This is a genomic window from Enterococcus sp. M190262 (assembly GCF_005843965.1).
Taxonomy (GTDB): Bacteria; Bacillota; Bacilli; order Lactobacillales; family Enterococcaceae; genus Enterococcus_D; species Enterococcus_D gallinarum.
In genome coordinates this window covers 1464969-1480929 of the sequence record NZ_CP040461.1, presented here as the reverse complement: position 1 = coordinate 1480929, position 15961 = coordinate 1464969, and the positions used below count along the sequence as shown (strand labels likewise).

12 protein-coding genes are annotated in these 15961 nt (G+C 42.5%); 4 read left to right on the top strand and 8 right to left on the bottom strand.

The window, feature by feature from the left end; translation table 11 throughout:
- Positions 1–19 precede the first annotated feature (19 nt).
- From dapA to dapD, 3 genes are read left to right on the top strand one after another with little or no spacing between them, the layout of a single operon-like run.
- On the top strand, positions 20–901 hold the full coding sequence (gene dapA / locus FE005_RS06930; protein ID WP_103300417.1) for a 4-hydroxy-tetrahydrodipicolinate synthase: 882 nt from the start codon (positions 20–22) through the stop codon (positions 899–901).
- 12 nt (positions 902–913) lie between these two features.
- Complete coding sequence (dapB, locus tag FE005_RS06925) at positions 914–1669, top strand: 4-hydroxy-tetrahydrodipicolinate reductase (RefSeq protein WP_003128764.1); 756 nt, start codon at positions 914–916, stop codon at positions 1667–1669.
- Between the two features lie 12 nt (positions 1670–1681).
- Positions 1682–2395, top strand: a complete 714-nt coding sequence (gene dapD / locus FE005_RS06920) for a 2,3,4,5-tetrahydropyridine-2,6-dicarboxylate N-acetyltransferase (protein WP_138371528.1) — start codon at positions 1682–1684, stop codon at positions 2393–2395.
- A 188-nt stretch (positions 2396–2583) separates the two neighbouring features.
- Here dapD and FE005_RS06915 read toward each other — a convergent pair whose 3' ends face one another.
- The 8 genes from FE005_RS06915 to FE005_RS06880 form a co-directional block, all read right to left on the bottom strand.
- Positions 2584–3540: a bifunctional oligoribonuclease/PAP phosphatase NrnA gene (locus tag FE005_RS06915; RefSeq protein WP_138371527.1), complete on the bottom strand. Its 957-nt coding sequence runs from the start codon at positions 3538–3540 to the stop codon at positions 2584–2586.
- 47 nt (positions 3541–3587) lie between these two features.
- Positions 3588–4919 carry a DRTGG domain-containing protein gene (locus FE005_RS06910; protein WP_003128761.1) on the bottom strand — a complete coding sequence of 444 codons (1332 nt, stop codon included), beginning with the start codon at positions 4917–4919 and terminating at the stop codon, positions 3588–3590.
- Positions 4920–4957: 38 nt separating this feature from the next.
- On the bottom strand, positions 4958–5641 hold the full coding sequence (locus FE005_RS06905) for a metal-dependent hydrolase (RefSeq protein ID WP_138371526.1): 684 nt from the start codon (positions 5639–5641) through the stop codon (positions 4958–4960).
- A gap of 197 nt (positions 5642–5838) precedes the next feature.
- Positions 5839–7281, bottom strand: a complete 1443-nt coding sequence (locus FE005_RS06900; RefSeq protein ID WP_138371525.1) for an MFS transporter — start codon at positions 7279–7281, stop codon at positions 5839–5841.
- A gap of 349 nt (positions 7282–7630) precedes the next feature.
- Positions 7631–9313, bottom strand: coding sequence for a ribonuclease J (locus tag FE005_RS06895; protein ID WP_003128755.1), 1683 nt, complete (start codon positions 9311–9313; stop codon positions 7631–7633).
- A gap of 120 nt (positions 9314–9433) precedes the next feature.
- Positions 9434–10486, bottom strand: a complete 1053-nt coding sequence (locus FE005_RS06890) for an aspartate-semialdehyde dehydrogenase (protein ID WP_138371524.1) — start codon at positions 10484–10486, stop codon at positions 9434–9436.
- Between the two features lie 305 nt (positions 10487–10791).
- Positions 10792–12576, bottom strand: coding sequence for a glycoside hydrolase family 13 protein (locus tag FE005_RS06885; RefSeq protein ID WP_103300397.1), 1785 nt, complete (start codon positions 12574–12576; stop codon positions 10792–10794).
- Between the two features lie 179 nt (positions 12577–12755).
- Positions 12756–13238: a MarR family winged helix-turn-helix transcriptional regulator gene (locus tag FE005_RS06880; RefSeq protein WP_103300396.1), complete on the bottom strand. Its 483-nt coding sequence runs from the start codon at positions 13236–13238 to the stop codon at positions 12756–12758.
- 139 nt (positions 13239–13377) lie between these two features.
- Here FE005_RS06880 and FE005_RS06875 point away from each other — a divergent pair, with 139 nt between their 5' ends.
- Positions 13378–15720 (top strand): ABC transporter ATP-binding protein/permease, encoded by a 2343-nt coding sequence (locus FE005_RS06875; protein WP_103300395.1) that lies wholly within the window; start codon positions 13378–13380, stop codon positions 15718–15720.
- Positions 15721–15961 lie beyond the last annotated feature (241 nt).

The window sequence follows — 15961 nt, the reverse complement described above, 5'->3', positions numbered from 1 at the left end:
TGAAAGGATGTGGAGTAGTTTGACGATTTTTAAAGGTTCTGGCGTTGCATTGATCACCCCGATGTTTCATGATGGTTCGGTGGATTTCGACAAGTTGAAGTCACTGGTTGAGTGGCATATCCAGCAAGGCAGCGATGCATTGATCGCTTGTGGAACGACCGGTGAAGCCTCAACATTGAACGATGAAGAACACATTGCTGTTATCGAGGCGGTTGTCAAGCAGGCTGCGGGCCGCATTCCTGTGATCGGTGGCACTGGTTCAAACAATACGCAACATGGGATCCATCTTTCCCAAGAAGCAGAGCGTGTCGGTGCCGACGCATTATTGGTTGTAACCCCTTATTACAATAAAGCAACAAAAAAGAGTTTGGTTACTCATTACAAGGCAATTTGTCAAAGCGTTGAACTGCCTGTCATCTTATATTCGGTCGCATCAAGAACAGGAATGAACTTGACTTACGACATGGTTGCTGAATTAAAAGAGATTCCGAATGTCAAAGGAATCAAAGAGGCCAGTGGAGATATCTCACAAATTGCGTCTATCGCGCAACTAGTGGATGATGAATTTGCTCTCTATTCCGGCAATGATGATCAAGTCACACCAATCTTAGCATTAGGCGGTTCTGGTGTGATTTCGACGATCGGTAATATTGCCCCTAAACAAACAGCGACTTTGGTGGCAGATTTTCTTTCTGGAAATATTCAAGCAGCGATTCAGGAGCAGTTACGACAAAAACCTTTGATCGATGCGATTTTTAGTGAAGTCAATCCAGTGCCCATCAAAGCGGCGGTTTCCTTATTAGGAAAGTCTGACTTGCACTATCGGTTGCCATTAGGACCGCCTGAGAAAGAAACAATCAACCGTCTAAAAAAAGAAATGTCCGCTTATGGGCTGTTATAAGGAGGCAATCAATTGAGACATATTTTATTGAGCGGTGCCAATGGTCGAATGGGAAAAGTTTTGCAGCACATGATTGCTGGACATGCTGAATTTGTGATCAGTGCTGGATTAGACCGTCACACGGAAGCAACTGGCGACTTTCCAATCTATTCTGCACCAGAAGCAGTCAAAGAACCTGTTGATTTGGTAATCGATTTTTCACATCATAGCAATGTAGCAGGCCTCCTTGACTTCTGCGTTGCCAACCAACTGCCCATCGTTGTGGCTACGACTGGTTTAAGTCAAGCAACTCAAGAAAAAATGGTCGCCGCTGCTCAAAAGATTCCTGTTTTTTATTCTGCGAATATGTCCGTGGGGATCAATGTATTGATCAAAGCCCTAAAAGCGATCACCCCACCTTTGGAAGCAGATTTCGATATTGAAATCATTGAAAAACATCACAATCAAAAAATCGATGCGCCAAGCGGAACTGCATTGTTACTGGCAGACAGCATCAATGAAAGTTGTCAAGAACCAAAAGAATATCTTTATGGCCGTTCTGGCAATGACCTGACCAATGATCGAAAACAATTAGGTATTCACGCGGTTCGCGGTGGCACGATCCCGGGCGAACACACGGTGATCTATGCAGGTGCAGACGAGATCATTGAGCTGAAACATACCGCATTATCACGGGATATTTTTGCCAATGGTGCGTTGAAGGCTGCCGAATATCTTGCACAACAACCTGCTGGACTATATGACATGGAAAATCTACTTGACAAGTAAAGGTGGTAACGTATGACTGAATTACAATTTTCTGATCCTTATCAATTAGCCAAATACATCAAAGAAGCCAATAAGCAGACCCCAGTCAAAGTCTATTTGAATGGAGATCTATCTGCCTGTTCTTCCGAGACACTGAAAATTTTTGGGGCTGGCTCCTTTTACTTTATTGTTGGAGACAGTCAAGAAGTAGCTGATTTTCTAACGGCCAATCAAGATAAAATCACTGATTTTTATTTAGAAAATGACCGTCGGAATTCTGCGATCCCTCTGTTGGACTTAACAACAGTCGATGCTCGGATCGAACCAGGGGCTTTCATTCGTGATCAAGCAATCATTGAGAAGAATGCTGTCATCATGATGGGAGCGGTCATCAATATTGGTGCCGTTGTCGGCGAAGAAACAATGATCGATATGGGGGCGATTTTAGGCGCCCGGGCTACTGTCGGTAAAAAAGCCCATATCGGAGCTGGGGCTGTTTTAGCTGGTGTCTTAGAGCCACCTTCAGCTAGCCCAGTGATCATCGAAGATCATGTGTTGATCGGCGCCAATGCCGTAGTCCTTGAAGGTGTTCGTGTCGGTGAAGGTGCTGTGGTTGCTGCTGGATCTGTAGTCACAGAAGATGTACCGGCAGGGGCTGTAGTTGCTGGTTCCCCGGCTAAAGTCATCAAGATGAAAGATGAAAAGACGGCTAGTAAAACCGAGTTTCTTGACGATTTGCGGGGCTGATCTCGCCTGTTGCAACTTGCAAAAAAGCGTATGACCCGCGAGTCATACGCTTTTTTTATTTGCGTAATTTTTTACTACAGTTATTTACTACAATCAAAAACTCACCGATCATTCCCATAGCAAGTCCTAAGATTCCTCGCTGTTGGTTTTTTCTTCTGCAAAAGAACACTGATCACGACGAATAAAGTCTATGCTTGTTCTCGAAAAGCTGAAACTGCGGTCTGGATTTCTTGATAGATGGCTGCCACTTCTTCCAGATCCGCTGCATTCGCTCCGCTGGCAAGCGGATGTCCGCCACCATGATGACGTTTGGCGATCTCATTGATCACAGGTCCTTTCGAACGCATCCGGACCCGATAATAGCCTTCTGGCTGCTCAACAAAAATTGCCCATGCTAAGACATCTTCAATCTTCCCTGGTAAGGACACGATAGCAGATGTTTCTGAATCAACAACGCCAAAACGCTGCTGAATCTCATTTGTCAGAATCACTTTGCCAGCTCCTAGTGAATCAACTTCTAAATTTTCAAAGACATAGCCGGAAAGACGAGCCACTGCTCTGGAAACCTGATCGATCTCACGATTGATTTTTGGTGCATCAAAACCATAATCCAACAAATCAGCTGCGTAACGCAATGTCGCGGAGGTCGTTGCTGGGTACAGGAAACGACCCGTATCCCCTACGATTCCGGCATAAAGCAGGCGCGCAGCTTCTTGCGACATAGTAAGTTCTTCAGCGAACATTTTCCAGAATGCCGTAATCATTTCACTGCAGCTGCTAGCAGTAGTATCCACCCAGACCAAATCTCCATAAGGTTCGTCATTAGGATGGTGATCGATTTTGATCAATTTTGCACCATTGGCATAGCGCTGATCACTGACTCTTGGTGAATTGGCGGTATCGGTCACGATCACTAAGGCATTTTGGTAGACTTCATCCGAAATCTCCTGCATTTCTGCTAAGTAGTCTAGCCCTTCAACAGGCCCTCCCACTTGATAGATCGCTTTTTCAGGAAAACTAGCTCGTAAAATTTCTGCCAATCCAACTTGTGACCCTAGTGCATCCGGATCAGGTCGCTGATGGCGGTGAATAATAATTGTTTGATATTCCTTAATTGCTGTCAATATTTCCTCTTGTACGTTCATTGCATATCTCCATTTTCTAAGCATTTATCTGATGACTGCTGTTCGAATTAAGGGCGCTCCATTACTTGGCAGACGACAATTGCTTTAGCTACCATGGAATTTTCGATATAGACTTCAATATCGATCTTAGCAGATCGGCGCCCCAGCTCCAAAATTTTGGGCTGAATAATGATCTCACTTTCTAATTGGATCAAGCGGAAATAGTGTAGATTCACTTGTTCGATCCAGCTGTTTCGCCGCTGATTGACTTGCATCGTTCGTTTGGCAGCATTGGCGATCACTTCACTGAGCACACCAAAAGAAATCGTTCCTACTTCATTGACCATTTGTGGAGTTACAGCAAAACGAAAGTTTGGCTGTGCCAATTTATTGCCTTCAAAATCTTGTTCAATGATTTGGATCTGACCAGAAATCTGATCAGAGATCGTATCGGAAATCTGGGTCTGTCTTTGGACTAGTTGCATCGCCTTCATAATGTCTTGCCGAGTCACGATCCCGATCAAAGATAAGTCATCTGCTACTACTGGCATCACTTCCAAACCATCCCAAATCATTTGATGACTGGCAGAAGCAACGCTCATCTCTTTTTTCACGACTCGCGGTTCACGAGTCATGATTCGTTCAATGATTTGCGTATCGGGTTTTTCCAAAACATCTTTTGCCGTAATGATCCCAACCACGCGCATGTTCTTGTTAACTACCGGATAGCGAGAATGATTGGTTTCTTCTGAAAGACGTTTATAGTCTTTGACAGTGTCAAACGTATGCAGATACTTTGTTTTTTCCAGCGGCATATAGATATCGCTAACGAGCATAATATCTTTTTTGATCAGCTGGTCACTCAATGCCCGGTTGATCATCGTTGCAACGGTAAACGTATCATAAGTCGTCTGCAATATTGGCAGTTCCAGCTTATCGGCCAAACGACAGTTTTCTTCTGATGTTTCAAACCCACCAGTGATCAAGACAGCAGCACCATCTTCTAATGCTAATTGGTGAACTTCATTTCGATTCCCTACGATCACGAGCGATCCCGGGGTGATATATCGTTCCATTGCTGATTCTTTCATCGCACCGATAACAAACTTATTCAAGTCCTTATCTAGACCGGCTGCGCCTCCTAGAACCTCTCCTTCAATGATTTGTACGACTTCTCCAAAGGTCAATTTTTCAATATGTTTTTTTAACTTACGCTCGATCCTAATGGTTCCTACCCGTTGAATGGTAGAGACCAGACCGATATTTTCTGCATCTTTGATTGCCCGATAGGCGGTTCCTTCACTGACACCTAAATCCTTTGCGATTCCCCGTACTGAAATACGGTCTCCTACCGGCAAACTTTCGATATGCGCTAAAATCAAGTCATGTTTCGTCGCCATAATTTTCTCCTAGTTAATAAAATCCGTCAATCAGACGGTCAACAATCAATCGATTCTCCCACAGCCAAAACGGTGCCTACTCCCTCAGGCAGCAAGTCGATAAAAGCGGCGGGATCTTGTTTGATCAGTGGGAATGTGTTGTAGTGAACTGGTACAACTTTTTTTGCTTTCAATAAGTGGGCAGCTGCGGCTGCATCTTTAGGTCCCATAGTGAAGTTATCACCAATCGGCAAGAAAGCCACATCGATCGCAAATTGTTCGCCAATCAGTGCCATATCACCAAAGAGGGCTGTATCCCCCGCGTGATATATTGTTTTGCCTTCCGCTTCTAAAATGATTCCCGCTGGGTTTCCCATATAGATCATCTTGCCGTCTTCTTCCAGACCGGAACTGTGCTGAGTTTGAACGAACCGTACCTTGCCAAAGGGAAAAGTATATGAGCCGCCGATATTCATACCGTGGGTCTTCGTTACTCCCTTACTTGTTGCATACTGACAAACTTCCACTACACTGATAATAGGTGCTTCTGTACGTTTGGCAATCGCCACCATATCTCCTACATGGTCGCTGTGCCCATGAGTGATCAGCAACCAGTCTGGATCAACTGTTTCTGCATCCAGATCAGTCATAGCGTTTCCATTTATAAAAGGGTCAAACAACAACTTTTGTCCATCTTCCAACTCGATCGAAAGAACCGCGTGTCCATGAAAAGTAATCTTCACAACAATTACCCCTTTCCTATTCATAAGTAATACAGACTAATATTTTCTATTATAACAGACTAATACAAAATTCCAAACAATCAATTCGGTGTATCCATTTCATTCATGACGTTATTCTTCTCTTAGTCAAGAAATCACAAAAAAACTGTTCTAGTCTTCAGAAAAAAGAACTAGAACAGTTTTTTTAGGTTCGCAGCTTACAGAGAATGTTTCTGGAAGCCACCTTGTTTTTTGATACGCCACATAGTCATCAATAGGGCCACAGCACATAAAAGAAACGCACCGAAGAAAGTAATTTTCATTCCATAATTGAAGATATCTGGTCGTCCATTGATATACGTCGTCACATGCTGACCATAGGCACTGCTCATTGCAGAATATAGAATCGTTGTAGACATTGCAATCCCTAGCACCATGCCTAGATTACGAGCAAAAGAGTTCAAGCTACCGGCCACTCCCAAATTTTCTTTGGTCACGCTGCTCATGACCATGGTATTATTCGGCGATTGGAACAAGGAATTTCCTAATCCCATGATTGCTGTAGCCACCACATAATACCAAATAGGTGTATGCTGGTTCATAAACATGTACATCAGTTGGGTAATCGATAGTAAGGCCAAGCCAATCAACACCAAGATTTCTGGACCGACTTGGTCTGTCAAATAACCGCTGATAGGCGATCCGATGACCATCATCAAAGGAAAGACCATCATCAACATCCCGGCTACACTTGGAGTCAACCCACGGGCATTTTGCAGATAAAATGGAATCACGACATTAACAAAAAAATTAGCAGAAAAGATCAGAAGTGCCGTAAACAAACTTAACGTAAAAATTTTATTTCGGAAAATGCTGAAAGTAATCAGCGGCATCGCCACCCGTTTTTCTACTTGAATAAAAGCAATAAAAGCAATGATTGCAACGAACATCAATACTAATGGCAACCATGTCAAGAAGCCTTGCTCCTGACCGATGAAAATTCCACCGAAAAAGGTCAAGATCGCCACAGAGAATAGACCAAATCCACTTTTATCGATAGAGTTGCGGCTCATGGTGATATCTTTGGGTAAAATTTTCTCCCCGGCAATCATAGTCAGAATTCCGACAGGAACATTGATCCAAAAAATATAAGGCCATGAAAAATGAGACAATATGATCCCGCCTAGTCCTGGACCAGCAATTGATCCTAGCGACACGAAAGCGCCGATCATCCCCAGTGCCCGTCCTCGCTCACTAATAGGAAATACTTCCGTAATGATTCCAGTATTTGTTGCCATAGTCATACTTGCACCGATCGCTTGGACGACTCGTGCAAAGAGCAAAAAAGCCAACGAATGGTTGAACCCGCACAATAAAGAACCGATGGTAAAAATCAACATGCCGAGACGAAAGACCTTGATTTTCCCCCAACTATCGCCAATCTTACCAAATAGCAACAAACAAGCACAAACCACCATCAAATAAACCGACACGACCCATTCCGCTTGGTTCATGGGTACGGACATATTTGCCGATATCGTCGGCAACGCAATATTCACGATGCTGCCGTCTAATGTAGACATAAACGTGAACATCGCAACAGCAATCAAGATCCACCATTTTCTCTGCTGGACAAGCGTATCTTCTTGATAACTTTTCACTCAAAACCATCCTTTCGATCCAATCAATTTTCTTTTAACACGAGTTTCTTCGTGGAATTGTTTTTTATCCAGACATCACTCCAGCATCCGGACAAGTCAAATTAGCCAGACTAACAAAAATAACTGACACGCCTTGAGAGACTCCACCAATCCGCACCGGAAAACAGGAGCAATTTCAATGTTTGGTTATTGGAACACTTGCTTTAGACAACACCCTGTCAATGAAGACCTAGATATTATCGATCGGACAATGTTCTCGTATTTCTGCGCTATGTATCTAAAGAGACACCACAAAAATCAAAGCAAAAACTAGGACGTTTGTAGCTGGCGTCCTAGTTTTCTGGATGTTTTATTTGCGTGATCGATTTCTTTGACTGGATTCCATGATCACAGGCAAGATCACTGGTCGGCGTTTTGTCTGTTCAAACAAGAAGCGGCTTAAGCGATCTCGAATGTCTTGTTTCAATTTGCTCCATTCAAACTCTTCATCATGCAAATGTTTTTCAACGATCTCTGCAACGATCTCACCACTTTCCCGAATCAAATCACGACTTGCTTTGACATAAACAAAGCCGCGGGAAGTGATTTGCGGTGCTGCAATGATTTTCTTTTCGCGACGGTTGATCGTTACGACTGCGACGAAAATACCGTCTTCAGATAAGACTTTACGATCGCGTAAAACAATATTGCCGATATCACCGACACCGATCCCATCGATCATGACATTCTCAGCTGGTACAGCACCAGCTGAATGCATTTCGCCTTTTTTGTATTCTAAAACATCCCCGCGTGCGGTAATGAAAATATTCTTCAACGGAATGCCCACTTCATGAGCCAAGTCCACATGTGCTGCCAACTGACGATATTCTCCTTGGATTGGTAGGAAATACGTTGGCTTCATTAAATTCAGCATCAATTGCAGATCATTCGGATTCGCATGACCGGAAACACGAAAATTATCTGAAATTTGCTTCACGGTTCCACCCGCTCGGTAAATGATATCTTCCGTTTTAGCAACGACCGTTTCCATAGCTGTCGTAGGCGTCGTCGTAATATAAACGAGATCCCCTTCTTGAATCCGTAATGTACGATGTGTTCCGTTCGCCATTTTCTGCAATGCTTTGATCGGTTCACCCATACGGCCAGTCTCTAGAATAAGCAATTGCTCATTGGCATACTTTTTCATTTCTTTTTGGGTGATCAGCAAATCCTCTGCTGGTAATTTTAGTTTACCCAACTTCATCGCAGTGCGGATGATCCGTCCAAAGTCCTGACCAGTCAAAACTACTTTTCGTCCGGAACGATATGCTGCATCCAGCACTTGTTGAACCCTCTGCAGATTGCTGGCTACACTTGCGACAATGATCCGACCTTCCCAATAGCGAATGTTGTCAAACACTTCATCTTGAATCGTCAATTCAGAAGCAATCGGTGCTGGGTTTTCTGCATTTGTTGAGGTGCTCAGCAATGCCAGAACGCCTTCTTTACCGATCTCTGCCAAACGTCCGAAATCCGTTTGATACATTGGGATAGCTGTTTGATCAAATTTGAAATCCCCTGTATAGACGATATTTCCAGCGCTGGTTTTGACGCTGATTCCGACAGAATCAGGAATCGAATGCGTTGTCCGGAAAAAGCTGATGGTTGCATGACCAAAATCGATTTCTGAATGTTCATCAATGATGTGGAAATCTTTGAATTTCTTTGTTGCTTCGTTTTTTGCTACGGTCAATTTTGCCAATTCGATCGTTAGCTCTGTTCCAAACACCGGAACTGGAACATTCTCCAAGAAATAGGGCAGCGCCCCAATGGCGTCGGCATGTCCATGAGTCAAAAAGACCCCCGCTACGCGATCTGCGTTTTCTTCTAGATACGTGAAATCAGGAATGACCGTATCGATTCCCAATAACTCGTTTTCTGGATAACGGACACCGCAATCCAGAACAAATATATCCTCTCCAACTTCAGCAATGTACATATTTTTTCCGTTTTCACGTACACCACCGAGAGGAATGATTTTGATAGTTTCCAATCTATTCACCTCTTGATTTTTTTACACTATTTATTTCCCTAGCCTAAGCCGTCTCTTTCATTATACAACAAAAAAAAGAAAAGCGTGGCATTCGCTACACTTTTCTGAAAAACTTATGATTTACACTCGAACTAGAGACTGTTCATGCAGCGATTCTGCGATTTGGATAGAGTTCCAGGCAGCACCTTTCAGCAAATTGTCCGCTACCACCCAAAGATGCAGACCATTCGCTACATCTAAATCTTTTCGAATCCGGCCGACGAAGGTCTCTGTCTTACCGACACTCGTCAGTGCTTGTGGATAAATCTGCTGACTTGGATCGTCTTGCAGAACTGCTCCGGGAGCTGCTTTGATCCACTCTTTGACTGCAGTCAATTCCGCAGGTTGTTTTGTTTCGATATAAATAGATTCTGAGTGCCCGCTAAAGACTGGGATCCGAACACAAGTAGCCGCTACTTGGATCGCTGAGTCTTCCATGATCTTTTTGGTTTCATTGATCATTTTCCACTCTTCATAGGTGTAATCATCTTCCGCAAAAACATCGATCTGCGGCAAGGCATTGAATGCGATGGGATAGTGTTTCTTCTCACCGCCCGCTGGCATGATCTCTGGTGCCAACTGATCAGCTGGTGTTCCTGACAAGTAAGCTTGAGATTCCCGTGTCAATTCTGCCATTGCCTTAGCACCGGCACCTGAAACAGCTTGATACGTCGAAACAATGATCCGCGATAAACCTGCATGTTGCCGAATCGGTTCTAATGCCACCATCATCTGAATCGTTGAACAATTTGGGTTTGCGATAATCCCTTGGTGTTTTGCTAAAGCATGAGCATTTACTTCGGGAACCACTAAAGGGACATTCGGATCCATTCGGAAGTAGCTCGTATTGTCGATTACGACCGCACCGCTTTTAACCGCTTCTGGGGCAAATTGCTTGGAGATACTGCCGCCAGCACTAAATAAAGCCAAATCTACTCCAATAAATGAGGTCGTAGTTAATTCTTGAATGACCAAAGTGGCTCCTTTGAAGACACAGGTTTTCCCAGCTGATCGCTTTGAAGCCAATAGAATCAATTCCTTGATCGGCAATGTAGTCTTTTCTAACATCTCAATCATTTTTGTTCCAACTGCGCCAGTCGCACCAACAACAGCTACCCGGTACCCTCTATCCATTTGATCACTCCTCGAATAAAAATACATTTTTACTAGTTTATCATATTTAAGCAAAAAGAAAAGACCTTACATAAGCATTCTCAGAAAGAAAAAGAAAAAATCTGAAAATTCCCTCTTCTTTCGCTTTCTTTCAAAAAAGGGTTGTTTTTCGACTGTTATTATTTGTCACATCTACGGGTTATAGGCTATAATATTAGTAGAAAGAATTTTGGGGAAGATTCTTTCCAACGTGCATGGGGAAATAAAACCCAATCAGCCTAAATGAGGCAAGACCTGTTTTAACAGATCTTGCCTCATTTTATTTTTTAATTATTGCTGATTTCATTGTTGATTTTTGCAATGACAAATCCTTTATTATCAATAATCATTGTCTCATCTTCGATCTGCATAAACTGATCTAATAAAATTTCCTCTGGGCAAGACAATGTGAGTTGATCTTCCCCGGTATTAAAGATTCCAATGATTCGTTGCGCACCTAATTCCCGCTCAAAAATGATCAATCCTTCTTCTTCAGAAATCACGTTCCAATTCAAAGAGCCCTCTGAAAGGATTTTTTGATGACTCTTGCGCAAATGAATCAAATCAGTTGTGAAGCGCAACAAATCGCGGTCTTGTTTTTCTTCTTCCCAAACCATACATTTCCGGCAATCCGGATCCATATCCCCGGTCAAGCCGATTTCATCGCCATAATACAGGCAGGGAACCCCTTGCTGCAAGTAGGTAAAAGCCATCACCTGCCGCATCAGGTCCTTATCGCCCCGTGCCAATGTCAATAGACGCGGCGTATCGTGAGAATCCAAGATATTGAATTGGACTTGATTTGTCTGGTCCCGATAAAGCATCAATTGATTATTTAGTTCCGAGACCATCTTTGTCATTGATATTTCGTCTTTGACGAAGTATTCAATGATTGCATCTGTAAAAGCATAGTTCATGACTGCATGGAATTCGTCCCCTTGGAGCCATCTTTGAGAAGAATGCCATATCTCTCCTAAAATATAAAAATCGTCTTTGGCTTCATCACAGACTTGACGAAATTTCTTCCAGAAATTATGGCTCACCTCATTGGCTACATCCAAGCGCCAAGCATCGATATCAAATTCTTCGATCCAGTAACGAGCAATTTTCAGGAGATAGTCTTGAACATCCGGATTCTCTGTATTCAGCTTCGGCATATGCGGGGTAAATGCAAAAACATCATACGTGATATCATAAGCATCTTCAAAATCTTCGCCTTCTTTATAATTGACAGGGAATTCATTGATATGGAACCAATCGGCAAAGGGGGAATCTGCACCATTCTTAATGACATCGAGCCATTGGTGGGAAGTATCCCCCATATGATTGAAAACTGCGTCAAGCATGACCTTGATTCCTCGTTTGTGGCATTCTTCCACCAAACGTTTGAAGGTCTCATTATCCCCAAAAGCTGGATCAATCGCTAAGTAGTCGATCGTATCATATTTGTGGTTGGAGTAGGCTTCAAAAATCGGACAGAAATAAATCCCATTGATCCCTAGCGAAACGAGATAATCCAGATGATCGATCACGCCTTGTAAATCTCCACCAAAAAAATCTTGCCGATCGGGATTTTTGGACCCCCAAGGCAATGTGCCTTCGGGATCATTGGATGGATCACCATTCGCAAAGCGCTCCGGAAAAATTTGATACCAGACTGTTTCTTTGACCCATTCCGGTACTTTGAACCGATCCGCCTCTTGAAAGTAAGGCATCCGAAAATAATTGTTGTTCATTTCTAAATATTGCTCTTCAAACGGATAGACCCCATGATCACCATAGAAAACATGGAGACCGTCAAAACTTTCAATAGAGAAGCCGTAAGACAATCGGCGAAATTCTGCACTCACGGTCACTTGCCAATAATCGTGCAAGTCAGTAGAGAGAATTTTATCCATTTCGATTCTTCGTTGATACCAAGCTTCTTTGTATAGCGTATACGGATCCCCGCATAATAATTGCACGTGACGAACATCTTGACGAGCTGTGCGCAGCCGAATGTGCATTTTGTCTTTTTCAAATAAATAAGCAAATTCACTTTCTGGACGATGATAGATAGCAGTAGTATTCATAGCAGACTCCTTTAATTATTTGTTGTCTCTATTTTCCCACACACAAGAAGAGAATACAAGAGAAACATGCAATCGATTGCTTTCTTGTATTCTTTTTTATAAAAGGTTAAAAAATATAAACTCAACATCAAACAACAAAAACACAGCAATCGTTTGCATTGGTAGAGATAGCGAATCCGTTACTTGATCGCAGGATGGTTCGAGCAGTTATGTTCTTTTAAAATGTCATACTTTCGCAACAAGCCAATCACCAAAGTCAAGGCTTGATAAAGCTCTGTAAAATCTGATGGGCGCATCGCTGAAACCTTCTCATTCAAGCGATCCTCAATTTGTTGTTTTTTGCGACTGAATAATTCTCTCCCCGCATCACACATGAAGACATTGACTCTGCGGCGATTGGTTTCATTGGTTTTACGCATGACAAACCCAGCTTTTTCCAATCCAGCAATTGATCGACTAATCTGTACCTTCGATGTGCCGATTTGTCTTGCTAATTCAGACATCGTAATTCCTTCATTCGTTGAAATCAACACAAGTTCCAGAATCTCCATTTTTGTCAATTTTAAATCTTCTAACCCAACTTCTTCAAACAAAAGGTTCCCTAATAGCGAGAAAACTTCTGCAAATACTGAAATATCAAACTTTTCTACTGCTTTTGGCATTTTCTCCCTCTTTTCTTTCTCTATAGTTTAGTATAAGAACTTCTGCAAAACAATAACGATTGTTGATTTTTGTTAACTGTTATGATAGCTTTTAAACAGGATGAAAAAAACATGAAAATGGCAGGAAAAGAGTGACAGCATGCTAGAATTAAAAGATATCAAGAAGTATTATACGGTTGGATCAAGTACCACCAAAGCATTAGATGGTGTTTCGGTAGCTTTCCGAAAACAAGAATTTGTAGCCATCTTGGGACCAAGCGGCTCCGGAAAAACCACCATGCTAAACGTAATCGGTGGATTAGACAACTACGACTCTGGAGACATGGTCATCAACGGGAAATCGACCAAATCATTCAAGGATCGTGATTGGGATGCCTATCGGAACAATTCGATCGGTTTTGTATTCCAAAGCTACAATTTGATCAGTCATTTAGGGATCATTGATAACGTCGAATTAGGGATGACCTTAAGTGGTGTATCAAAAGAAGTCAAACGGGCGAAAGCAGAAGATGCTCTGACACGGGTTGGCCTTGCGGATCATATGCACAAAAAACCAAATCAACTTTCTGGTGGACAAATGCAGCGGGTAGCGATTGCTCGAGCATTAGCCAACGACCCAGATATTCTTCTTTGTGATGAACCAACTGGCGCGTTGGATTCAGAGACTAGCGTCCAAATCATGAAGTTGATCCAAGAGCTTTCCAATGAAAAGCTAGTAATTATGGTTACTCATAACCCGGAACTAGCCAATCAGTATGCGGATCGTATCATCGAGTTCAAAGATGGTCGGATCTTAAAAGATTCTAACCCGCATATCGAAGGTCAAAAGAAAGATCAATTTGAATTAAAGCACACAAAAATGAGTTTTCTCACTGCATTGCGCCTTTCTTTCAATAATATTCGTACCAAAAAAGGCAGAACTTTCTTAACAGCGTTTGCCTCAAGTATTGGAATCATCGGAATCGCCATCGTCTTGTCTTTATCGACCGGATTCCAAAAGCAAATCGATAATACACAGTCTGAAACATTGGCCCGTTTCCCGATCACGATCTCTAAAGTAACGACGGAACAAGACCCTTCTGCAATCAGTACTCGTACTAAAGAAGAGAATTTCCCGTCCACTAAAGAAGTGACCGCAAAACTGAGTGACGCTGACCGGGCAACCCATATCAATAATATTGATCAGGACTTTCTTGACTATCTCAATAAAATTGATCCTGAGTTAAGCAACAACATTGGCTACACTCGTTCGACTTCGTTGAACTTACTGCGTAAGGTCGATGATAAAGTAGAACAAGTCAGCTTTTCAAATGCTTCAGCTGATAACGAGCAGACAAATGCCATGATGTCCGCAATGAGTGCTTCGACGGGAATCGGCGTTTCAACCTTCCCAGAACAACTATCTGAGGAAAACGGCAACTTCCTGAAAGACAACTATGATTTGCTGCAGGGAGAATATCCTGCATCAGCAAATGACGTTGTACTGATCGTTGACGAGAACAACGTGACGAACGTCAACGCATTGATCAACTTAGGATTTGATATCAAAGACGGCGATAAAGTGTCTTTCGATGATATCGTAGGAACAACAGTCAAGTTGGCACTTAACGATGCCTTTTATACTGAATTGCCAACTGGGAACTTTATCCCAAATCAAGATTTAACAGCTGTTTATGACAACAGTGCAAATAAAGAATTAAAAATCAGCGGGATTTTACGTATCAAAGAAAAATCTACGATGAATTTGCTTTCTACCGGGATCGCTTATAGCGATGCATTAGCCCAAGAAGTTATCAAAGAAAACAAAAACTCGGCAATCGTCAAAGCCCAAAAAGACAGTGATATCAATGTTATGACCAACGAAAAAATCGATGCTAGCACGCGCGATTCTCTAATCGATTACTTAGGTGGCAGCGACTTGCCAAACAGTATTATGATCTATCCAAATGATTTTAGTTCCAAAGAAAAAATCTTGGACTATCTTGATGCTTACAACAAAGGCAAAGATCGTAAAGATCAAATCGTTTATTCTGATTTAGCTGGAACCATGACGCAATTGACCGGCGGCTTGATGGATGCCATCACTTATGTTCTGATTGCTTTTGCCGCTATCTCATTAGTGACGAGCATGATTATGATCGGTATCATCACCTATACTTCAGTTTTGGAACGTACGAAAGAAATCGGCGTCCTAAAAGCTTTAGGTGCGCGTAAAAAAGATATCACTCGTGTCTTCGATGCTGAAACATGTATCCTTGGGATTGCTTCTGGTGCATTAGGTGTCTTGATTGCTTGGTTAGCTACTTTCCCAATCAACGCGGTCTTATACAATATGACTGATCTGGAAAATGTTGCACAACTGAATCCAGTCCATGGATTGATCTTAATTCTGGTCAGCACGATCCTAACCATGATCGGCGGCCATATCCCAGCACGGATGGCAGCAAAAAAAGATGCTGCGATCGCTTTGCGGGCAGATTAATTCTTTCTAACTAGTCACAGCTAAAGAGAGCATTGCAGCTGTCAGTTAATGGTGCTCTCAGCAAAACAAAAAGTACTCGAAAAGTCATTTTCGAGTACTTTTTGTTTTATGCCTGCGATAAGCTCTTTTGTAACCTGAAAATCCGGGTTATAGAGGACTGCTCCTTTGAGTTTGTGGATGGTCTGCTTCCACTAAAAGAAAGCATTCAGCTAGAGCAGCCAGCACTTATCTTCTATTCTCT